This is a genomic window from Cupriavidus pampae, assembly GCF_914271485.1.
Classification (GTDB): Bacteria; Pseudomonadota; Gammaproteobacteria; order Burkholderiales; family Burkholderiaceae; genus Cupriavidus; species Cupriavidus pampae.
Genome location: NZ_CAJZAG010000010.1, coordinates 249,619 through 270,035 on the forward strand (window position 1 = coordinate 249,619; position 20,417 = coordinate 270,035).

The 20,417-nt window shown below is 65.3% G+C and carries 19 protein-coding genes; 5 read left to right on the forward strand and 14 right to left on the reverse strand.

What is annotated here, in order from left to right; all coding sequences use genetic code 11:
- Positions 1 to 6 precede the first annotated feature (6 nt).
- The 4 genes from LDO41_RS25130 to LDO41_RS25145 form a co-directional block, all read right to left on the reverse strand.
- A complete protein-coding gene (locus tag LDO41_RS25130) occupies positions 7 to 1,188 on the reverse strand; it encodes a glycosyltransferase family 4 protein (protein ID WP_223993247.1) in 1,182 nt (393 codons plus the stop codon).
- Complete coding sequence (locus tag LDO41_RS25135) at positions 1,185 to 2,339, reverse strand: glycosyltransferase family 4 protein (protein ID WP_223993249.1); 1,155 nt, start codon at positions 2,337 to 2,339, stop codon at positions 1,185 to 1,187. The genes LDO41_RS25130 and LDO41_RS25135 overlap by 4 nt, the downstream gene beginning before the upstream one ends.
- Before the next feature lie 28 nt (positions 2,340 to 2,367).
- Positions 2,368 to 2,991 (reverse strand): WcaF family extracellular polysaccharide biosynthesis acetyltransferase, encoded by a 624-nt coding sequence (locus LDO41_RS25140; protein ID WP_290370915.1) that lies wholly within the window; start codon positions 2,989 to 2,991, stop codon positions 2,368 to 2,370.
- Positions 2,992 to 3,099: 108 nt separating this feature from the next.
- On the reverse strand, positions 3,100 to 4,392 hold the full coding sequence (locus LDO41_RS25145) for a glycosyltransferase WbuB (RefSeq protein WP_223993251.1): 1,293 nt from the start codon (positions 4,390 to 4,392) through the stop codon (positions 3,100 to 3,102).
- Between the two features lie 207 nt (positions 4,393 to 4,599).
- On the opposite strand from LDO41_RS25145, the gene LDO41_RS25150 reads away from it, so the two are divergent.
- Complete coding sequence (locus LDO41_RS25150) at positions 4,600 to 5,994, forward strand: oligosaccharide flippase family protein (protein ID WP_223993253.1); 1,395 nt, start codon at positions 4,600 to 4,602, stop codon at positions 5,992 to 5,994.
- Here LDO41_RS25150 and LDO41_RS25155 read toward each other — a convergent pair.
- The 5 genes from LDO41_RS25155 to LDO41_RS25175 form a co-directional block, all read right to left on the reverse strand.
- On the reverse strand, positions 5,963 to 7,423 hold the full coding sequence (locus LDO41_RS25155; protein WP_223993255.1) for a hypothetical protein: 1,461 nt from the start codon (positions 7,421 to 7,423) through the stop codon (positions 5,963 to 5,965). The two genes, LDO41_RS25150 and LDO41_RS25155, sit on opposite strands and share 32 nt — an antisense overlap.
- 10 nt (positions 7,424 to 7,433) lie before the next feature.
- Entirely contained in the window at positions 7,434 to 8,435 is a 1,002-nt protein-coding gene (locus tag LDO41_RS25160) for a GDP-L-fucose synthase family protein (protein ID WP_223993257.1), read from the reverse strand.
- On the reverse strand, positions 8,428 to 9,627 hold the full coding sequence (gmd, locus tag LDO41_RS25165) for a GDP-mannose 4,6-dehydratase (protein ID WP_223993259.1): 1,200 nt from the start codon (positions 9,625 to 9,627) through the stop codon (positions 8,428 to 8,430). Before gmd ends, LDO41_RS25160 begins: the two co-directional genes overlap by 8 nt.
- Positions 9,628 to 9,791: 164 nt before the next feature.
- A complete protein-coding gene (locus tag LDO41_RS25170; protein ID WP_223993261.1) occupies positions 9,792 to 10,718 on the reverse strand; it encodes a helix-turn-helix transcriptional regulator in 927 nt (308 codons plus the stop codon).
- Between the two features lie 707 nt (positions 10,719 to 11,425).
- Positions 11,426 to 11,734, reverse strand: a complete 309-nt coding sequence (locus tag LDO41_RS25175; RefSeq protein WP_223993267.1) for a hypothetical protein — start codon at positions 11,732 to 11,734, stop codon at positions 11,426 to 11,428.
- A 667-nt stretch (positions 11,735 to 12,401) separates the two neighbouring features.
- Between LDO41_RS25175 and LDO41_RS25180 the strand changes: the two genes are divergently transcribed.
- On the forward strand, positions 12,402 to 12,548 hold the full coding sequence (locus LDO41_RS25180) for a hypothetical protein (protein WP_223993268.1): 147 nt from the start codon (positions 12,402 to 12,404) through the stop codon (positions 12,546 to 12,548).
- 56 nt (positions 12,549 to 12,604) lie between these two features.
- The gene (gene cynS / locus LDO41_RS25185) at positions 12,605 to 13,048 is read left to right on the forward strand and encodes a cyanase (RefSeq protein WP_223993269.1); all 444 of its coding nucleotides are present in this window, start codon (positions 12,605 to 12,607) and stop codon (positions 13,046 to 13,048) included.
- 87 nt (positions 13,049 to 13,135) lie between these two features.
- Here the strand turns inward: cynS and LDO41_RS25190 are convergent, their stop codons facing one another.
- Positions 13,136 to 13,300, reverse strand: coding sequence for a hypothetical protein (locus LDO41_RS25190; protein ID WP_223993270.1), 165 nt, complete (start codon positions 13,298 to 13,300; stop codon positions 13,136 to 13,138).
- A 324-nt stretch (positions 13,301 to 13,624) separates the two neighbouring features.
- Here LDO41_RS25190 and LDO41_RS25195 point away from each other — a divergent pair, with 324 nt between their 5' ends.
- A complete protein-coding gene (locus LDO41_RS25195) occupies positions 13,625 to 14,392 on the forward strand; it encodes a phosphoribosyltransferase (RefSeq protein ID WP_223993447.1) in 768 nt (255 codons plus the stop codon).
- On the opposite strand, the gene LDO41_RS25200 is transcribed toward LDO41_RS25195, so the two are convergent.
- From LDO41_RS25200 to LDO41_RS25215, 4 genes are all read right to left on the reverse strand, one after another.
- A complete protein-coding gene (locus LDO41_RS25200) occupies positions 14,389 to 14,889 on the reverse strand; it encodes a LeuD/DmdB family oxidoreductase small subunit (protein WP_223993271.1) in 501 nt (166 codons plus the stop codon). The two genes, LDO41_RS25195 and LDO41_RS25200, sit on opposite strands and share 4 nt — an antisense overlap.
- Before the next feature lie 46 nt (positions 14,890 to 14,935).
- Positions 14,936 to 16,222 carry a 3-isopropylmalate dehydratase large subunit gene (locus tag LDO41_RS25205; protein ID WP_223993272.1) on the reverse strand — a complete coding sequence of 429 codons (1,287 nt, stop codon included), beginning with the start codon at positions 16,220 to 16,222 and terminating at the stop codon, positions 14,936 to 14,938.
- Entirely contained in the window at positions 16,219 to 17,193 is a 975-nt protein-coding gene (locus LDO41_RS25210) for a tripartite tricarboxylate transporter substrate binding protein (RefSeq protein ID WP_223993273.1), read from the reverse strand. The genes LDO41_RS25205 and LDO41_RS25210 overlap by 4 nt, the downstream gene beginning before the upstream one ends.
- A 100-nt stretch (positions 17,194 to 17,293) precedes the next feature.
- On the reverse strand, positions 17,294 to 18,079 hold the full coding sequence (locus LDO41_RS25215) for a GntR family transcriptional regulator (RefSeq protein ID WP_223993275.1): 786 nt from the start codon (positions 18,077 to 18,079) through the stop codon (positions 17,294 to 17,296).
- A gap of 636 nt (positions 18,080 to 18,715) precedes the next feature.
- On the opposite strand from LDO41_RS25215, the gene LDO41_RS25220 reads away from it, so the two are divergent.
- Entirely contained in the window at positions 18,716 to 20,230 is a 1,515-nt protein-coding gene (locus tag LDO41_RS25220; protein WP_223993285.1) for a hypothetical protein, read from the forward strand.
- Positions 20,231 to 20,417: the final 187 nt, after the last annotated feature.

The following is a 20,417-nucleotide window of genomic DNA, read 5'->3' on the forward strand; positions in this document are numbered from 1 at the left end:
CCAGACTCAGGGGCGGCGGCTGATCGACGCCACGGCGTTGGTCAGCGTTGCTTCCGCGCGGATCCGATCCGCATGGAAATGCGCAAGGCGTCGCGCGCGGGTGTCCTCCTCGCTATAGTCCGACTGTCCGCGCTGGAGCAGCAATCGGTGCAGGTACGGCACCGCGGCTTCAGCGAAATCCGCATCGCATGCCACGAGCAGGCCGCTGCGGTCATCGATCATGGCGCCAATGCAGCCACGCGCGTGGGCGACCACCGGCACGCCATGACTGCGCGCTTCCAGTATCACCAGCGGTTCGGCTTCATTGTGATAGGTCGTCGGAAACAGCAACACATCGATCTCGCGGAAGAACGCCTGCTTCTGCTCGCCGTAGGCGGGACCCACATAGCGCACGCATGGCGTACGCGCGAGTTCGGCGTCGAAGCGGGCGCGGATCTCGGGCGCGACCGGGCCGGCAATGCGCGCACAGACCGGAATGTTCATCTCCTGCGCCAGGCGGACCACCTCGAAGAACGTGAAGATGCCCTTGGCCGCGGTGATGTTCGACAGGAATCCCACGTTAATGGCTTCGTTCTCGCTCTCGGCATGCTGCGATGGTGGGTCGGCAAGGTCGATCAGCCCGAGGTTGGACAGTACCTGGACATGGTCCGGCGGCAGGCGGTAGATGCGTGTCAGTTCGGTACGCATCATGTCGCATAGCACCAGATGGCGACCTTGCGGTGCGCAGCGCATGGCCAGCCGCGTGTACCAGGTCGGCTGGTTGATATACGCAAAGCTGTGGTGATGGAAAAAAATCTCCAAGCCGAAGCAGTGCGCCAGCACGATAAACGGCGTATCGAGCAATTGTCCGAAGCCACCGGAAAAGCCGAGATACAGCGTATGCGGGCGTCTGGCCACACAAGTGCTCACCATGCGTCCGAACTGGCGCAGGCGGTTGCTCAGCGTGGTGAGGCCGGCCATGGTGCCGCGGCCGCGCCGGGCCACATCCAGCACGACCACGGGCCCGCGCTCGCGAATGCGTTCGAGCATGCGCTGGCACGCGGCCGAGAAGCCGTTGTTGGGCAACCCCAGATGCCCGAGGAACACGACGGGCCGTGCCAGCTCCGCCGGAGTCGCCGCGTGGCGAGTCTTCGGGGCAGTACCTTCCGCACCCGGCTCGGCGCTCTGCTTGGCGATCGGCGTCGTCATGGACGTTTCTCCTCGATGATCTTCACGCAGCCATCCATGATGGAGCGGCCGGCACAGGCCGGGGTGTATTGGCTGGCCACATCCAGGCAGTTGCGCATGGCGGTCTCCACGTCGCCGAAGGTATCGACCGCGCGGTTCAGTGTGCGCGCCAGGTCGTCGGCATTGCGGGTGGCGAATACATGGCCGGTCACGCCTTCGTGCACGAGCTCGGGAATGCAGCCGCAGCAGTCGCTGACGACCACGGGGCAGCCATAGGCGAGTGCCTCGTTGACGACCAGTCCCCAGGCTTCGGTATGGCTGGGCAGCACCAGGCAGGTGGCTTCCGAGTACTGCACGGCCAGTTGTTCGATATCCATCGCGCCCATGAAACGGGTGGCGCCGTCGATACCGAGCGACACCGCCAGTTCTCGAAGCCCTGCGCCTTCGCTCTCGAGCACGGGCCCGGCCAGCACCAGCGTGGCCGCCGGATGCCGCGCCAGCACCTGGACGAACGCGTGCAACAGATCTTCGATGCCCTTGTTGCGGCATACCAGGCCGGCAAACAGGAACTTCGGCGCATCGGCGCGCGCGGCATTGGCCACGCGCTGCTGCGCGGCACGTTCGGGGCTGTACGCATGCGGCAATGCTGCGGCCTGACAGCGGTCGATGACGCGGGCCGGATCGGCGCCCATCGCAATCACGTACTCCGCGGAACGCTGCCCGTAGACGAAAATGCCGTCACAGCGGCGAAAGAAGAAGCGCTTGAGATACCGCTTGAGCGGGCGATCGGGCTGGTCGCGCATGGTCGAGTCGCAGAACACGCCGCGGCGCTTGCCGCGCACCATGCAGGCCAGCAGCATCGCCCAGAACTCCACACGGTGATAGCCGGGCAGGATGACCAGCTCGCTACGCGAGCGCCAGACCTCGCTGATCAGGCGCAGCGCCACGCGCCACTGAGGCAGGCGCTCGTACGGCTCGTCGAACAGGATGCGATACGGATACTGGTGATAGCTGGTATCCACGCTGCCATATGCCGAACGTCCATAGCCGGTGGCCGCGATATGGAAGAACCGAACCTCGCGTCCCGTGTCGCGCGCGCGCGAGAAGGCCTCGCTGAACACCGCGCCCTTGTACTTCGGCCACAGCATGTTGTGATAGATATCGATCATCATGAGGTCCCCGCTCCCCCGCATGGCACATCTAGTTGACGTGCACGTCTTCGCAAGCCTGCGTGGCAGGCGCTCGCGCCCGCTGGGCCATCGCCTGCGGCATCGGCGAATCGTCGGCACGCGGCCGCACCGGCCGGCACGGGCTGCCCATGCAGATCATGCCGGCCGGCATGTCGCGGAACACCGCGCTGCATGCGGCCACCACGGCACCCTGGCCGATCGTGACGCCCGGCGCGATAAAGCTGTGGCTCGCCACCCAGGCCTCGTCGGCAATCCGGATGGCCTTGCCGCGAATCGGGAAGTCGCTGTACCGGTAATCGTGGTCGCCCGCGCACAGATAACTATGCTGAGACACCACCGCGTTGTTGCCGATCTCGATCTCGGCCAGGCTATACAGTTCCACGTCCTCGCCGATCCATGCGTAGTCGCCGATCGTGACCTTCCATGGGTACGTCACCTTGACGCTGGGCCGGATCAGGACGTCACGTCCCACGCGCGCGCCAAAGCAGCGCAGTAGCCAGCGCCGCCAGCCATTGGCAAAACGTGGCGAGGGATGAAACAGGAAGCTCTGCACCCACCACCACAACTGCACCACCACCACCGAGCGACCCCGGAAGCCGGGCGGCATCCTGAACGACGACAGATCCTGAATCATGTTGTGGGTTCCTTTGTCCGGTTCCGCGGCACCGGCGCCCTTATGGCTTGCATCGTGACGCCGCGCCATGGCAAGGACCGTTCGCCAGCCCACAAACCACCGCGTGGGCTACTTGCCGACATAGTCGATATCGGCGCCCTTCTCTTCGACGCCCTTCTCTTCGACGCCCTTCCCGGGCAAGCGCGAGGCTTGCAGTTGCAATAGCGTTTCTTCGAACTTCAGCAGGACCGATTCGCGTTCGAGGTGGGTTTCGGCCCAGATCCGGCCGGCCTGTCCCAGGGCGTGCCGGTGGGTCGGGGCATCGGCCAGCGCGGTGATCGCGTCGGCCATCGCGGCGCTGTCTCCCGGCTCGACCAGAATGCCGCAGCCGATGACCAGCTTGCCCAGCTCGGTGTTGGCGTCCGCGGTGGCTACCACCGGTTTGCCGCTCGCGAGCATGGCGGCCATCTTCGATGGCAGCACCAGGTCGGCGGCGCCGGCGCGCTGCGGCATCAGGTGGATGTCGGCCGTGTTCAGCAGTGCCGGAAAATCACTGGCGGGCTGCAGCGGCAGGCAATGGACGCGTTCCAGGCCCACACAGGCTGCATGCAGGGCCGGCGCGCCGGACCCGGTGCCGCAGAAGATGAAGTGCAGATCCTTGCGCGCCTGCAGTTGCCGCGCGACATCCGCCAGAATCTCGATGCCCTGCTTGGCGCCGATGGTGCCCGAATAGAGGGCCACCACGGCATCGGCGGGAATGCCGAGCCGCGCGCGGAAGTCCACTTCGGCATGACGCATCAAGGCGCCGAGGTCGGTCCAGTTCGGCAGCATGGTGAGCCGGTCATCGCTGGCGCCCTTGCGGCGCGCGAGCGCGACCATCGCGTTCGAGATCGACGAGACGTGGTCGAAGCGCCGTAGCAGCCAGCGCTCGAACCCCTCCGCCATGCGGCGCAGCAAGCGGCCCTTGAGCAGGCCGAGTTCGAACGCGGCATCGATTTCATAGTCATGGATATGCAGCCACGCGCGCGCCCCGGTGAGCCGTGCGCAGGCGAGCGCGGCCGGGCTGCAGAACAACGGCGGCTCTACCACGAAGACCACATCGGGGCGCCAGCCCAGTTGCGTGACAAGGCAGGCAATGCTGGAGACGGCGAACGACGCGAGATGCACCACGCGCCGCAGGCCCGAAGGCTGCGCGGGAATCCAGAGCGGCGCCCGCAATACCGTTACGCCATTGCGGATCTCGCGGCTGTAACGGCTGGCACGATAGCCCTCGCCAACGTGCCAGGCCGGATAGTACGGTGGCGCCGTGACCACATGCACCTCGTGGCCGCGGGCCACGAGCCATTCCGCCTGCTCGGCCGTGTACTTGCCGATGCCGGTAAGCTCGGGCGCATAGTTGAGGCAATAAAGCAGGATCTTCATGTGTGGGCTCGACTCGACGGATCATCCAGCGGTGGAGTCTAGGCCGTGCGACCACGGGTGAATGTTCGTACGCCCACGGAAGCCGACGTTGGCAAGCGAACAGAATTCCGGGGCCGCGCGGGACTATGCTGCATCGCGGCGGAACGACTGTGCGGTCCGCCCAGATGTGGCCAATCGAGCCGCCAACCGATGCGAAGGGGAGCTTGCGTGAAGATCGTGAACGGTGAATTGCCGTCGGGCGAAGCCGAGGCGTTGGCGGCGGGCCCCGTGCCCGCCGGTGCCTCCGGCGCGGCGGAAAGGGCGAGCCAGGGCGCACGGGCGCTGCGGCTGGCGGTAGCAAGTTCGATGGTGTCGAAGGTGTGCAGCGTCACGCTGCAACTGGTCAGTATTCCGCTGTTCGCCAGGGTGCTCGATACCGATGACTTCAGCGCGCTGATGGTCTACAACGGCATCTCCGCCTGGCTCGCGCTGGTGGCAATCGGCCTCTGGCCCACGATTACGTCGATCGCGGCCGACGAGCGCAAGGCGCCGCTGCTTGCTGGCGTGGTGACGGTATCCACCGCGGCGCTGTCCGCGCTGTTCGTGGCGATGATAGTGGCGACGCTGGTACTGCGGCCGCAACTCGAGGCCAGCGGCATCAATCTGTTTTCGGCCCAGCACTTCGAGCTGTTCGTTGCCGCGCTGGTCTGCTTTGCCATGTTGACCGTGCTGTCGATCGGCGAGGCGGTCAACCAGGGGCAGCATCGCCAGCACGTCAACAACCTGATCACGGCCGGCGGCAGCGTGCTCAACGTGATCTTTATCGTGCTGATCTCGTTCGTGGCACCATCGCATGCCTCCGACGTAATGCTGTTGTTCGTGGCGAGCCAGCTCGGCTTCATCCTTGTGCGCGTGATCAACATGGCGGCCGTGCTGATGCGGGTGGGACGTCCGCGCGAGTGGCCGGGTAAGGCCTTCGCGCTCGATCTTGCGCGCAATACCAAGTCGCTGGTACAGGCCCAGCTCGCGCTCGCCTTTATCCAGCAGGGTACGGTGCTGCTTTGCTATGAAATGCACCAGCCGCGTGACGCGGCGCTGCTGGCGCTGCTCTTTCGCGCCAACCTGTTGCTGCACAGCCTGGTGTACATGATCAACCAGCCGCTCTGGCCGATCATCCATCGGCATATGCTGGCCGGCGACTGGGCCTGGGTGTCGCGCACCTATCGCAAGCTCGGCGCGATCTACGTCAGCTACGGCCTGCTTGCGGTCGCTGGCGCACCGTTCGTTGGCAGCGCCGCGGTGTCGTTGTGGACCGCTGGAGAGTTCGTGATTCCGGCGAGTCAGGCCACGTTGTGCGCCGCCTATTTCGCGGTACTGGTGGCCTCCGCCGCGAGCACACCGGTACTGATGGGTGCGCAGGCGTTCAGCAGTCTCGGCAACATCGGCACGATAGAGCTGGTAGCGGCCTCCGTGCTGTGCGCGGCGCTGTACCTCTTCGATGCGGTCAGCTTCCCGCATATCGTGATGGCACTGATCGCCGCTAACGTGATGACCGCGCTGTGGATGATGCCGGCGCGCGCGCTGGGTCTGCTCAGGCGCGGCGCGGTGGCGCCGCACGCCTGATGGGCGTGACCGGCGAGCCGGAGCTGGCAGGAGCGGTGCGCGGCACCGCGCGCTGAACGCGCCGGCGGCGGCGCGTGACGAACCAGCTGATCGTCATGAAGGCCATGGCGGCGCCGCTACCGTAGGCCACGGCAACCATCAGCGCGCCGCGCAGCACGAAGATCAGGTAGATCGAGAAGTAGATGCCAGCAGGTTTGCCGACCGGCCCGCCGGCATGGATCAGACGATCGAGAAAGCGCGTGATCAGTGCCAGTGCGATGGCGACGAACACCACGCCGAATACCGAAAAATCAATGTATCCCTCGGCGATCAGCGGCGACGACAGATTGTCGAAATCGAGCTTGTAGTAAGCCATCAGGAACTGGCCGATGTCGATGCCGGTGGCGTGCGGCTTGGCCTCCCACAGCGTATGGGGGACGAAGAACAGCAGGCTGCCGAGGATCTGCTCGCCGTAGCGCAGCCCGTCGCGGTTAACCATCTCCAGCACGGTGTGGATATTCGACCAGGCGTCGTAGTGCAGGTCCAGGAAGTGCGAGAAGTACATCCACGGGTCGAGAATCTCCGCGATGTCCCAGGCATCCATGTTGACGTGCGTGAAGATCGAGGCCAGCGGGAAGAACACGCCCGTGAGCAGCAGCAGCGTGGTGGCCTGGCGCCGCGGCGTGCGCGAGAACCATGGCACCGCCAGCAGCAGCAGGGTCAGGTACACCGGACCGATCGCATTGCGTTTTTCGATCAGCGGGTTCTGCGCCACCAGCACGCAGCCGAACAGCAGCACCGCGAGCAGCAGCCAGAATGGCTGACGCAGCAGACTGCGGCCCTTCACGCAGATCAGCATCATCAACGCCGGGATGGGCAGAAAGCAGAAGTACTTCTGCTGCAGCAGGTACTGCGGCGTGGCGTCGATCAGTTCCTCCTGCACGCGCATGTCGATCGACTGCAGCGACAGCACGGCCGCCACCGCCGCCACGCCCGCCAGCACCATTCCCTTCGGCACCGTCAGGCGCAGTATCCGCTCGCCGCCGGGTGGCGGCAGCGGGCGCGGGCTGTGATACGCGCGCCGGAGGGAGGCCTGCCGGGTGGCCACGTACACCATGATGAACAGCGTACACAGCAGGTTGGTGGCAATCGCGTAGCCTTCCTGGATGGTGGCGGTATTGACCATCTGCAGGTCGAAGTAGACCCGCTGCACGGCCGGCGCCACCACCAGGAAGAGCATCTCGAACAGGAGCACCGATGCATCCGCCAGCGACGATTCGCGTTCGCGCGTATGCAGACACCAGTGGACGATCACGGTGATGGTCAGCAACAGCGTGGAGACCAGGAGCATCGGAGAGTGGACGCTCGAGATCGCATGACAGTAGCCAACCATCAGAAGCAGCGCCGCCGCCAAGACCATGTCCCAAATAAAGCTGGGCGACAGACGCATGGCAAGTCTCCTAGACCGAGTTTTCCAATGCCTGAGGGGCTTCGACGTGAACCGCCAGGCGGCCGGTGGCGAGCGCATCGCGGTAGGCCAGATGCAGGCCGGCTTCGAGTCCGACCAGCGGGCTCCAGCCGGTGGCGGCAATGGCGCTGCAATCGAGCAGCTTGCGCGGCGTACCGTCGGGGCGTGTGGCGTCGAATACAATCTCGCCGCGATACCCGACCACCTTCGCAATCAGCCCCGCAAGCTCGCGAATCGACACCTCACTGCCGGTACCGATATTGAAGAACCCGGCCGGGTCGCTATGGGCGCGATAAGCTTCGCCGGACAAGCCCATCACATGCATGCAGGCCCGCGCGAGATCGTCGGCGTACAGGAACTCGCGCATCGGTGTTCCGGAGCCCCAGATCGCCACGGTGGGGTTGCGGTCCGCGCGTGCTTCGTGAAAGCGTCGGATCAGGGCTGGAATCACATGACTGTTCTCGGGGTGGTAGTTGTCGCCCGGCCCATAGAGGTTGGTCGGCATGATGCTGCGATAGTCCACCCCGTACTGGCGGTTGTAGCTTTCGCACAGCTTCATCCCCGCGATCTTGGCGATCGCATAGGCCGCGTTGGTTGACTCCAGCTCCCCAGTCAGGAGCGCGCTCTCATGGATTGGCTGTGGGGCCATCCGCGGATAGATGCAGCTGGAACCGAGGAACAACAGACGCGTGACATCGTGCGTCCAGGCCTCGTGAACGACATTGGCCGCGATGGCGAGGTTCTGCTGAAGGAATTCCGCGGGGTAGGTATCGTTGGCATGGATGCCACCTACGCGCGCGGCCGCCAGATAGACCTCATCGATAGACTCGGTCGCAAAAAAATCGCGCACCTTCCGCTGGTCTGTGAGGTCCAGTTCGGCATGGGTGCGACAGACGAGATCGACATCCGCGCGCTGCGATAACGCGCGCGTAATCGCGGCACCAACCATGCCGCGATGACCCGCAACGAAGACACGTTTTCGACTTTTATTCATGATGGTCATAAGCCCGGAAACCGGCCATTTTGATCAAGGCGTCGCGTCGGGCGGATACAAAGTCCGCGCCTATCATTTCTTGTACTAGTTCGGTAAAGGTGGTGCGTGGCGTCCAGCCCAGCCGCTCGCGCGCGCGCGTGGGATCTCCCAGCAGCGTCTCCACTTCGGTGGGGCGGAAATAGCGCGGATCCACACGGACGATCACATCACCGACCTTGCAGGTCGGTGACAGGCGCCGCTCGGGATCGTCGATCGCGGCAATGATGCCAACCTCGTCCACACCGGTGCCTTGGAATGCCACCGTAATGCCGAGATAACGCGCCGCCAACTCGACGAATTCGCGCACGCTGTGCTGCTCGCCGGTGGCAATGACAAAGTCTTCGGCCTCCGTCTGCTGGAGCATCAGCCACTGCATTTCCACGTAGTCGCGCGCATGACCCCAGTCGCGCAGCGCGGAAAGGTTGCCCAGATGCAGCGTGTCCTGCAGGCCCAATGCAATGCGCGCGATTGCACGCGTGATCTTTCTGGTGACGAAGGTCTCGCCGCGGACCGGGCTCTCGTGGTTGAACAGGATGCCATTGCAGGCATACATGCCGTATGCCTCGCGGTAGTTCACCGTGATCCAGTATGCGTACAGCTTGGCCGCCGCATAGGGGCTGCGCGGATAGAACGGCGTGGTTTCCTTCTGCGGAATCTCCTGCACCAGGCCATACAGTTCGGAGGTCGAGGCCTGATAGAAGCGCGTGCGCTTTTCCATGCCGAGAATGCGCACGGCCTCCAGCAGCCGGAGCGTACCCACCGCATCGGTATTGGCGGTGTATTCGGGTTCCTCGAACGAAACCTGCACGTGGCTCTGCGCCGCGAGGTTATAGATTTCGTCGGGCTGCGAGTGCTGGACCACGCGTACCAGGCTGGCGGTGTCCGTCATGTCGCCATGGTGCAGGATCAGGCGGCGGTCTTCGGCCTGCGGATCCTGATAGAGATGGTCGATGCGGTCGGTATTGAACAGGGAACTGCGACGCTTGACGCCATGAACCTCGTATCCCTTCTGCAGCAGGAATTCGGCCAGGTAAGAACCATCCTGCCCCGTGATACCGGTGATCAGCGCGCGCCGCCGGGCACCGCCTGTCGCCGATTTCGCCGCACTCTCCGAAGTGCCGAGGCCAAGGTTATCCAGGTCGTTAGCGCCCATGACAGTCCCATGTAGATTGCTGATGGACTGACTGTAGGGTCGATGGCCGTGGCGGTACGTCTGCTAGCCCACACAGGGTACGGAGGCGACCCGCCAATGGAAACGGGCGCCGCCGCATCGAAAGATGCGGCGGCGCCCGTACATGGCCGGACGCGTTGGCGACTTCAGATCGGCAGGCTGCTGCTCTCGTAGCCGGCGGCGTCGCCGCGATTGGTGATGACCGGCCGCTGCGGCGTGTCGCGTGCGACCCGCTCATCGCCGCTGACCCACTCCAGCGTCGCGCCGCGCTGTAACGCGGCATAGACCGCTTCGCCCTTGTTGCGGACCTTGAGCCGCTGATACAACGTGCAGGCATGGCTCTTCACGGTCGCCACCGAGATATTGAGCATGCGGCTGACGGTCTTGATCGGATAGCCGCGCGCCAGCAGCACGAGCACTTCGTACTGACGCGGCGTAATCCTGAGCATCTCGGCTTCGTCGTAGCTCGGTTCGTCTTCGACACCAGGCTGCGGCAGCACCGACTGGCTGACCGCGCCGCGCAGTGCCGCGCGCGGCGTGCTGGCACAGGCCGCCAGCGCATGCGGATCCGTCGGCACCGCGGGCACGAGCGGCAGCGGCGCGGCGGAGGCGAGCGATGGCGTGGCCGGCAGCGCGGAACGCGATGCGGCGGGGGCCGTGGTCAGCGCGGTGGTTGACGCTGCGGATTCACCGGAGAACACCAGACCGTGCACGCTCGAGATCGCGAGCCGGATCGCGGCTTCGATCACCGCGAGGGAGGCCGACTTCGGCAGGCATCCGCAGATGCCACGCGCGGCTTCCGCGCAGGGCAGATGCAAGGGCAGCGTGTCGGTCAGGACGAGGATGCGCTGTGGCGCGAGTCGATCGCGCGCCAATTCGAGCTGTTGCCAGCCCGCGGCGGTATCGGCGGGCATGCCAAACACCAGGAGGTCCGGATTGCCATGCTGCGCATCCAGTCGCCCCACATCCGCCGGCGCGATCGCCAGCACGTGTCCCCATTCCTGAATACTTTCGAGCATCTGCAGGAGGCCCAGTCGCAAAAGCGGGTGCTCCTCGATCAGCAAGGCGTTCATTTTTGTTCACTCCCCGTTGACGGGCAGGTGTGCGGGGCGCTTTGCGTGAGGGAGATGTCTTCAGACGCGACGGACGCATTGAGCCTCCGCCGTTTCAGTTGATAACCCCGTGCTTCCGTGGCAGGCGATGTCCAGTTGTGTGGAAGGACTTACTCGCTAAGACCGGAAGTATGACCCGAACCCGAACCCGGAAAATCTCGCTCCTAAATCGGATTAAATTCATCTTATGGGCTGGTGGGACTGAAAGCAAGCGACCGGATTTGCGGAGGAGTCAGGGCTGAATGAACTAAAACTCATTATTCCCGGAAGCTCTCCTATTGTTCTCGGTCTTTTGGTTGCCAGTGTCTGTCCGACAGCATCTGTCGGCGTCTGCGCAGTCGGTTTCACTAATGAAACAGGCTTTTGTAACAAGTGCCGAAATGGCAACCAATTTAAATTCCAAAGGCACAATGAATTACCAATTCTCACCCCTTCGGGGCGGGGATTTCGATATTCAGTCGAGACATGACGCAGTTATGAAACCCGACGCGAAAATCACTGCGGAGGGATTCTGAATGAATGTCGGAGTTGGGGATACTTGCGGCTTAATCCGTAAGGATGAGCTATGCATCGTTCGCTGGGATGAGGCGCGGCGCGCGCGGTTACCGGCGCGCCGCTTGGCGCAGTTCATCGCTGCCTTGCCTCAACCCTCGTCGCGCCTCAACCTGTCAGCGGACCCAGCGGCCCGGGCGCATCACCCAGCCACGCGGTGTCTGCACCCAGCGGTCCGGCACGAAGCGATAGCCCGGACGCGCGTTCTGCCAGTAGCCGCCGCGCCAGGCGTACCCGCCGCGCCCACCTTCATAGTGGCCGGGCACCCAGACCTGGCCGGGGCGGTTCATCGGCCGTCCCTCGGCGCGCGGCGGCGGCGGTGCGTCGCGATAGCCGCCTGGGCCGTAGGCTTCCGCCGGGGCGATCAGTCCAAAGGCGCCGCCAGCGGCAAGTACGGCGGCGGCAAGCATAAGCTGGCGTTTCATGATGTGGCTCCTGTCGATTGACGATGGCAGATCGGCTTCACTGTGGACTTAATAGCGGTAACGGTCGTGGTGGTAGTGCGGGCCGCCGGCCGGCACGACGATGCATGCCGACAGAAGGGTCGTGGCGGCGGTCAGCAGGACCACCAGGGCAATGGCGCGTTTCATATGGACTCCTTGTGCGGGACGCGTTGAACACGGCTTCAATGTAGCGAGGCGAACCCTGCCCGCGCGGTTGCACTTGTAAGGCCGTCTCTCAAGATATCTGACCCGACAGAGGCTTTTCGGCAGCTCCGCGCGCAGGCCCCCAACCCTTGTGCGACAAGGGCTGGCGGGTTTGTGATGTAACCGTTGCGGGGGTGGTGTGACGTGTGTGCGCCAATAATGTGGCGTTACATCGGAAATGACTGCTGCAAAGGTTTAGACGCGCGCAGGGCCTCGCGAGCCGACCGCACGCAAGAAAACGCATCCGCACTGTCACGCAGAAACGGGTACGCAAACGCCCGTTGCGGACGCGCGGCGAGGGCTTCGTTCCCCGCGCCGGTGCGCCGGAATGGTGGCATCATCACCGTTACGCCCCACAGCGCGTCATCGCGCGTGCCGGGCGGCTCTCCGGCGATGGCATGAAGCTTGCGCCATCGTGACCGCCGTATTCCCGAGGGAGGACGTCATGCCGGTCATGTTCATCGTGCTGATCCTGCAGGCGCTCGAAGGGCTTAATCCACTGACCGTGCCGCAGTTTGCACGTGCTCACATTGGCGACAGCACTGCTCGCGCCGACTATGTGGCGCCCATCGACCAGGCACAGGGACCGTAGCGTCGCTGCCTCGGTCTTCCCCCGGCAATCGACTTCCAACGACAACCGGAGAGACCATGAACCGCAGTGATGTGACAGACCTCATCATCGAGGCCAAGGTGAAGCGTGGCATCAGCTGGGCCCATGTGGCCGAGCGCGTGGGCAAGAGCAAGGAATGGACGACCGCCGCGTGCCTCGGGCAAATGACCTTTGACGAGGCCGGCGCGCGCGCCGTGATGGAAGTCTTTGGCCTGCCCGCGGAGTGCGAGCCCTGGCTGCGCACGACACCGTACAAGGGCTCGTTGCCGACGCAAGTGCCCACTGACCCGCTCATCTACCGCTTCTACGAGCTCGTCAGCATCTACGGGACCACGTTCAAGGCGTTGATCCATGAGGAGTTCGGTGACGGTATCATGAGCGCCATCGACTTCCGTATGGACCTCACGCGCGAGCCCGACCCCAACGGCGATCGGGTGCGCATCGAGATGTCCGGCAAATTTTTGCCCTACAAGACTTACTGACAGGGCGCCGGGGCGGCTGGCCGCGCGATGGGCGGCCGCCCTGGAAATTTCGATCCCATTACGATCCGACCACGCGGATCGAGAGCATCAGCCGAAATACTCGTTGTAGTAGCGCGCGCACGTGCCGGACTGGCTGAACGTGTACGGCAGCTCGGCCATCGCGGCGGCTTCCAGCGAGCCGAAGGGGATGTCGAGTTCCTGATCGAAACGGTTGGCTTCTGCGTCGGTCCGGTTGTGGGCTTGCGGATTCACGATAAGGCTCTCTACGGTTGCGGACCTGGTGGGTCCGGTTGTCGCGGGGTTGCGGGATTTCTGCTCGGCGGTGATATCCGCCACGCCTTCATCCTAATGAACCCCGGCGCCGGAATCAGCGCCCTCTCGCTGAAAACACTGTTCCAGTTCGCTTATCAATCGTGTTTGCCTATCGCCCCGATAGTGCATTCTGCGCAATAACACGCAATAACACGCAATAACGCGCTTCCGCAGCCATATGCCTGACACATGCATGCCGCATGCGCCTGTCGCAGGTCTATAGTGGCTGGGTGACACCGTCGGGGGACCGCCATGACGTCATCAATGATGTTGCCGCCTTGCTTTGCCGATCGGCGCGAGGCGGGGGTCTACCTGGGCCGGCGGCTCGTGGAGCTTGGCTGTGCCAGTCCCGACGACCTGTCCACGCGGGCGCCGGTGCTGGTGCTCGCCCTGCCGCGCGGTGGTGTGCCGGTGGGATTCGAGGTGGCGCGCGCGCTCGACGCCGCGCTCGACGTGCTGCTAGTGCGCAAGATCGGCGCGCCCGGCTATCCCGAACTCGCGCTGGGCGCGGTGGTGGAGGGCAGCACCGAAGGGCTTGCGCCTTATACGGTGACCAACGATGACGCGTGGGCGCGCCGTGCGGTCGAGAGCGGCGCGTTCGCGGCCGAGCGCGGCCGCCAGCTCGACGAGATCTGCCGTCGGCAGCAGCGCTATCGCCAGGGGCGACCCGTCGCGATGCTCGCGCAACGGCGCGTGATCGTGGTGGACGACGGCGTGGCCACCGGGGCCACGATGCGCGCGGCGCTCGCGAGCGTACGCGCGGCCGGCGCGGCCGAAGTGGTGGCGGCGCTACCGGTCGGCGCCGCGCAAGGCCTGGCCTCGCTGGCCACCGTTGCCGATCGCGTGATTTGTCTGAACACCCCGCCCGAGTTTGGCGCTGTGGGTGCCTACTATCTGGATTTCACGCAGACCAGCGATGAAGAGGCGATGGCGTTGATGCGCGAGGCGGCCACATGGCAACACGCGCCGTTGCCGCCATTGACCACCACGACATCGACCTCGACACCCGCCTGGGCGCGTGCTAATCGCTAATCGCGTGGGCCCAGGCGGTCCTTGAGGTAGGGCAAAAGCCCCCCTGCGGCGAGCATGGCGCGCAGGAATTCGGGCACCGGCTCGCACGGCACGACCGTCCCGTCCGCCAGCCGCAGCGTGGCGCACTCGAGGTCGAATGCGGCCGTCAGACCGTCGGCGAGCGGTGCCGTGTGCGCGCACACGAGCACCGGTAGCCCGAGGTTGAGCGCGTTGCGATAGAACAGGCCGGCGAACGAGGGCGCGATGACGGCTGCTACGCCGAGATGCCGCAAGGCCTGGGGTGCCTGTTCGCGCGAGGATCCCATACCGAAATTCGTTCCGCCGACGACGATATCGCCACGACGGACCGTGCCGGGAAACTCCGGCCGCAGGATTGCGAGGCAGTGGCGCGCAAGCGCATCGATGCCGCCCTTCATGTGGGCGCCAGGTGCCATCGCGTCGGTATCGACGTTGTCGCCGAAGCGCCAGATGCGGCCGGTTGAGGTGGGGGCGGTCATGCGAGTCCGGGGGTAACCTGTCGGCAAGTGTCGATGGATAGACCGCTCACGCGAGCAGGGTACGCGGATCGGTAATGCGGCCGGTCACTGCGGTTGCGGCTACCGTCAGCGGCGACGCCAGCCACACCGCGCTGCCGGCGTCGCCCATGCGTCCGGCGAAATTGCGTGCGGTGGAGGCGATCGCGCGGCTGTGCGCGGGAAAGCGTGTGGCGCCGTAGCCCGCGCAGGCATTGCACGCATTCGGCAGCAACTCGGCACCGGCGTCCAGCAGCACCGCGAGTGTGCCTTCGCTGGCAGCGTGCTGCTGGTCACGCGCGGAGGCCGGCGCAACGCGCAGCGACACGCCCGGCGCGACCCGGCGCCCGCGCAGTACACGCGCCGCCATGCGCAGATCCTCGAGCTTCGCGCCCGTGCACGCGCCCAGATAGGCGATCTCGATCGGCGTGCCCGCCGCGCCGTCCACTGCGGCGCTGTTGGCCGGCGAATGCGGCGCCGCCACCTGCGGCGCAAGCTGCGCGGCATCGAAGCGATGATGCGCGAGCAGCGCGGCCCCGTCATCGCCGCGCCAGCGCAATACGTCAAGCGCGGCCAGCGTATCGCCAGCGACGCCAGCCTGCGCGAGCCAGGCGAGCGTGGTGGCATCGGGGGCGATCAGCCCGGTCTGCGCGCCGAGTTCGGTGCTCATGTTGGTGAGCGTCATGCGTTCCTGCATCGGCAGCGCGCTCACCGCTTCACCGGTGTACTCGATGGCCTCGTAGCGGCCGCCGGCCAGGCCGAGCTCCGCGCACAGGAACAACATCATGTCCTTGGCGCAGACACCGTCCGCGAGCCGGCCATGCCAGTCGAGGCGAATGGTCTGCGGCACACGCAGCCAGATCTCGCCGGTAGCCAGCACGCCGGCCATCTCGGTTGCGCCGATGCCGAACATATACGCGCCGAACGCGCCGCCGGTGGGGCTGTGACTGTCGCCGCCGACGATGAATCGTCCGGGCAAAACATGTCCGCGCTCGGGCAGCACGACGTGGCAGATACCTTCGCCATCGATGAAATGCTTCAGCCCGGCCTCGTGTACCCAGTCACGCGTAAAGCGCACGATCTGCTCGGCTTCCGCGTCGCCGGCGGGCACGTAGTGATCGGTCACCACGACGTACTTGTCGGGATCCCAAACGCGGGCGCCCAGCTCGCGCAGCATCGGCGCCACGCGGCGCGGTCCGCTCGAGTCGTGCGACATTGCCAGATCGACCTTGCACATCACCACCGTACCCGGCGTGACATGCGGCACGCCGGCCGCGCGGGCCACGAGTTTCTGTGCCAGCGTGGCGGGCGCATTCATTCGGGCACGGCTCCAGAGTATCGGACCACCGTGGCCCAGCGCTTGACGTCCTGCCGCACGAAATTGCCAAACGCTTCAGGCGGCATCGCCTGCGGCTGCGCGCCATCCTGCTCGAGTCTCTTGCGCACTTCGGGCGCGTCCAGACCATGGCGCGCGGCCTGGTAGATCGCCTGCGTGAGTTCGGGCGGCAGGTTGGCCGGGCCGAACAGGCCGAACCATGCGCTCGACTCGAAACCTTTCACAGTAGCGCCTATCGGTTGCGCGCCCGGGAACTGCGGCAGGGGCGTGGGGCTCGTCACGCCGAGTACCTTCAGGCGACCAGCCTTGACGTGGCCCGCCACATTCAGCGTGCTCGCGAACATCAGGTCCACCTGGCCCGCGAGCAGGTCGGTGAGCGCGGGCGTGGTCCCCTTGTAGGGAATATTCACGATGTACGTGCCGGTCATCATCTTGAACATGTCGCCGGCCAGATGCACCGACGATCCGACCGAGCCGATGCCGAAGTTGAGCTTGCCCGGTTCAGTGCGCGCCAGGCGAATCAGTTCGGGAATGTTGTTGGCGGGCAGCTTCGGCGTGGCCACCAGCACGCTGGGCACCGTGGCCACCAGCGTGATCGGCGTGAAGTCCTGGATCGGATCGAACGGCAGCTTCTTGTAGAGCGTGGCGTTGATGGTATGGCTGGTGAAACTCATCAGCAGCGTGGTGCCATCGGCCGGACTCTTGGCCACGAGATCCGCGGCAATATTGCCGCCCGCACCAGGGCGGTTGTCGACCACGACGGGCTGGTCGAGCTCGCGGGACATTTCCTGCGCGATCGTGCGGGCCAGCGTGTCGGTGGTGCCGCCGGCGGGTGCGCCGACCAGAATGCGGATGGGTTTGCCACCGGCCACAGCCGCATGCGCGGACGATGCGAGTGGGATCAGCGAGACCAGGGCAATGCAGGCAATGCGGCCCGGACGAACGAACGGCATGACGATGGCTCCTCGATTGCGATCAGGGAGTGCACAGTATCTCGCGATATCTCGCAAAAAGCGGCCGCGGCATGATGGCGCGCGGCGGCGCGCGCCCGTATCAGTCGCGCAGACCCGTGCGCGCTTCGTTCTCGACCCACACGTTGGCGCTGTCGCCGCCCATCGGCGACAACTCCATGCGGTATTCGTAGCGATCCGGCCGATACTGTCCGAGCAGAAACTGCACCGGTCGTCCCGCCTTGTCGAGCACCACGCGGCGCACCGCGAGCAGCGCGCCGCCTACGGGCACGTCGAGCAGCGGGGCCACCACCACATCGGCCAGGCGCGCGCTCAGGACCTGCGTCGCGCGGCCGAGCTCGACGCCGGCGTTCTGGAGCAGACGCAGCATCGGCGTGGACTCGAGGTCCTTGCGCGTCAGCGAGCGGCCGAGTTCGGCGGGGAGGTAGGCGGTGATGTGGGAGAGCGGACGATTGCGGTAATGGCGCACGCGCACGACCTTCACCACGGCGTCGCCGACCTGCAGCTGCAGGGCTTCGGCAACGTCGGGCGTGGCATGGACTTCATCGACAGATACGACCTTGACAGAGGTCTTCTCACCCATGTCGATGATATTGCCGAGCAGGCTGCTGGTGGAACGTTCTTCGGCCGCTACCGCCGGCTTGACCGGATGCGGATTCACGAACGTGCCAAGGCCGCGATGACGGCGCACGAGGCCTTCCTGAACGAGGCGATCGAACACGCGGCGCATGGTCACGCGCGAGGCGTGAAACTGCTTGGCAAGATCGATTTCACCAGGCAGCGGGCCCTGGCCAAAACGGCCTTCCACGATCTGCTGGCGGAGCACCACGTAAATCTGGTGATACAGGGGAACGACGGCTTCACTCATGGTATGCCTTGACGATCAGCGCTGACATGTCCGAACGTCACTAATGTACTTTAAATCAGACATAGAGCCTAGCATGAATCGGCCGCGCCGTTAGGCTCGCCTTGCATGCCGGCCCGCGTTTCTGTTGCAACGTCGCATCGGGATGATTTCCGTGTCCGCGTTTATTCCTCCTCCCTGCCGTGATGCGCCCCTCGCATTTTCCCGGCTCGTCGCGACCGCTACCGATGCGGTCGACTGCACATCGCCATAGCCGCTGTTTCACGGTCGAAACCGCAGCGGATGCTGCGGGCTTTCCCCTAAACATTTCGCTAACCCATTGAATCGGCGGCATTTTCAGATTTTCCTCGCGGCCGACTGCGGGCGCTTGGCAAAAGCGCTGTCACAGCGGTGTGACATGTCTAGTCGGGCTCACAGACATTGGCATCGCGGATCGCGGAATTTGGGGGGTGCGATCACGGTGTGACCACTCAGTACCCCTTGTATTTCAAGGCATTACAAGCGTGTTAGCGAGTACTGGCATTGATTATGCGCAAGGGGAGGCTGGTTTGGCGTCGTGCCGGACCGCAACCTTCAGCGATCGTTCTCGAGAGCGTTCGCCGGAGGTGAGCCGCTGAACAAACTTCCTGGGAGCATCGTATGAAAAAGACTTTACTCGCGTCAGCGATTGCACTGACCTTCTTCGGGGGACAGGCCTTCGCTCAGTCGAACAGCAATGAGTCGGGCGATGGCAGCAATACACAGACCGCAACGGACAGCAGCACTCACACGAGCACCAGGACCAACACCAACACCAATACGGAAACCAAGAGCAACACGGAAACCAAGACCAACACCGTGTCGCTGACGTCCACCAAGACGAACACGAACGCCAGCACCCGCACGTCGACCAAGACGAACAACTTCGCCAAGCTTGACACCGAAGGCTACGGCACAGCCGCAGCCGCCAACGGCAGCACGGCCACGGCGAACTTCAGCAACGCGTTCAACAGCAGCAAGGCGATCGCGCTGTCGAAGCTCAGCGGCACTGTTACCGGCAACACCGTCAGCAATATCGGCAACTACGCCACCAATAGCGGCAACGCCAACGGTGCCACGGGCGGCGCGGGCGGCAAGGGCTACGGCGGCACCGGCAACGGCGGCAGCGGCGGCAATGGCGGCAACGGTGGCGCCAGCGGCAATGGCGGTGCGGGCGGCAACGGCGGATCGGCCAGCAATGGCAGCGCCAGCGCCGGTGACGTGACCAACGGCAGCGCGCGTGCCGGCAGTGGCGGCGACGGCGGTCGTGCCAGCGGCTACGGCGGCGACAGCGGCAACGCTTCGGGGAAGGGTGGCAGCGCGCTCACGGCTAGCCTTGGCGCCGGCGGGAATGGCGGCTGGGCGAAGGGCAGCGGTGGCAGCGGCCTGTCCGGCGCGGCTGGCGGCGATGGCGGCAACGGTGGCAGCGCTCGTGCTGGCGGCGGCAGCGCCCTCGGTGCAAGCGGAGCCCTGGGCGGCTTGAGCGCGAACGGCGGCAGCCGTGGCAGCGAGCGCGGCGATGGCGCTGGCGGTGCCACGACGTCTACCTCGGGCGCAGGCGGTGCAGCGACTACCGGCGCCACCACGGCGACGGCGGGCACGGGCACGGGCACGGGCGGCGCGGGCGGTGCGGGTGCCAGCGGTACGGCCACTGCAACTGGCGGCACTGGCACGGGCACGGGCGGTGCCGGCGGCGCGGCCACCTCGACGGCCGGCGCGGCCACGGGCGGCAGCGGCACGGCCACCACTGGAGCAGGCGGCGCGCAAACCAGCCTTGCAGGGGCTGGCGGTGCGGGCGGCGCGGCGACCAACGGCAGCGCAACGTCAACTGCCACGAACGGTAGCGCCACGGCCGGTAACGGCGCAGTGGGCGCCGCGTCGGGCACGGGCGGTGCGGGTGGTGCCGGTGGTGTGGGCAATGGTGGCACGGGCGGCGCCGGCAACGGTGCTGTAGGTGGCGCTGGTGGCAATGGCGGCTACAACGTCGTCGATGCCGGCACGTTCAACCTGTCCAACACCATGACCAGCGTCGGGCAGTCGGCGGCGGGCATCATGATCGCCAACCAAAACAGCGGTATCTCTTCGCTGGTGCAACAAAGCGTCAACGTCCAGGCCAACCTGAACGTCGGTCGCTAAAGCGCGACGGCATCGACCGGCCCGCGTCCGCAGGGACGCCACCGGCCGGTGCCGCTGCGATGGCGACCGGCAGGTCCGTCATGCAAGCGCGCTCGCGCGCGGGCATGACGGTACCTCCTGGGAATGCCTGAACGTTCCATCGCGTGATGGTCCGGATGGGAGCCGAGCGCGAGGAAACAAGGAGACG

Bases quoted from the DNA above. Each gene is read 5' to 3' on its own strand.
- LDO41_RS25130 (WP_223993247.1), bottom strand. From the start codon at position 1,188: ATGACGACGCCGATCGCCAAGCAGAGCGCCGAGCCGGGTGCGGAAGGT.
- LDO41_RS25135 (WP_223993249.1), bottom strand. From the start codon at position 2,339: ATGATGATCGATATCTATCACAACATGCTGTGGCCGAAGTACAAGGGC.
- LDO41_RS25140 (WP_290370915.1), bottom strand. From the start codon at position 2,991: ATGATTCAGGATCTGTCGTCGTTCAGGATGCCGCCCGGCTTCCGGGGT.
- LDO41_RS25145 (WP_223993251.1), bottom strand. From the start codon at position 4,392: ATGAAGATCCTGCTTTATTGCCTCAACTATGCGCCCGAGCTTACCGGC.
- LDO41_RS25155 (WP_223993255.1), bottom strand. From the start codon at position 7,423: ATGCGTCTGTCGCCCAGCTTTATTTGGGACATGGTCTTGGCGGCGGCG.
- LDO41_RS25160 (WP_223993257.1), bottom strand. From the start codon at position 8,435: ATGAATAAAAGTCGAAAACGTGTCTTCGTTGCGGGTCATCGCGGCATG.
- gmd (WP_223993259.1), bottom strand. From the start codon at position 9,627: ATGGGCGCTAACGACCTGGATAACCTTGGCCTCGGCACTTCGGAGAGT.
- LDO41_RS25170 (WP_223993261.1), bottom strand. From the start codon at position 10,718: ATGAACGCCTTGCTGATCGAGGAGCACCCGCTTTTGCGACTGGGCCTC.
- LDO41_RS25175 (WP_223993267.1), bottom strand. From the start codon at position 11,734: ATGAAACGCCAGCTTATGCTTGCCGCCGCCGTACTTGCCGCTGGCGGC.
- LDO41_RS25180 (WP_223993268.1), top strand. From the start codon at position 12,402: ATGCCGGTCATGTTCATCGTGCTGATCCTGCAGGCGCTCGAAGGGCTT.
- cynS (WP_223993269.1), top strand. From the start codon at position 12,605: ATGAACCGCAGTGATGTGACAGACCTCATCATCGAGGCCAAGGTGAAG.
- LDO41_RS25195 (WP_223993447.1), top strand. From the start codon at position 13,625: ATGATGTTGCCGCCTTGCTTTGCCGATCGGCGCGAGGCGGGGGTCTAC.
- LDO41_RS25200 (WP_223993271.1), bottom strand. From the start codon at position 14,889: ATGACCGCCCCCACCTCAACCGGCCGCATCTGGCGCTTCGGCGACAAC.
- LDO41_RS25205 (WP_223993272.1), bottom strand. From the start codon at position 16,222: ATGAATGCGCCCGCCACGCTGGCACAGAAACTCGTGGCCCGCGCGGCC.
- LDO41_RS25210 (WP_223993273.1), bottom strand. From the start codon at position 17,193: ATGCCGTTCGTTCGTCCGGGCCGCATTGCCTGCATTGCCCTGGTCTCG.
- LDO41_RS25215 (WP_223993275.1), bottom strand. From the start codon at position 18,079: ATGAGTGAAGCCGTCGTTCCCCTGTATCACCAGATTTACGTGGTGCTC.
- LDO41_RS25220 (WP_223993285.1), top strand. From the start codon at position 18,716: ATGAAAAAGACTTTACTCGCGTCAGCGATTGCACTGACCTTCTTCGGG.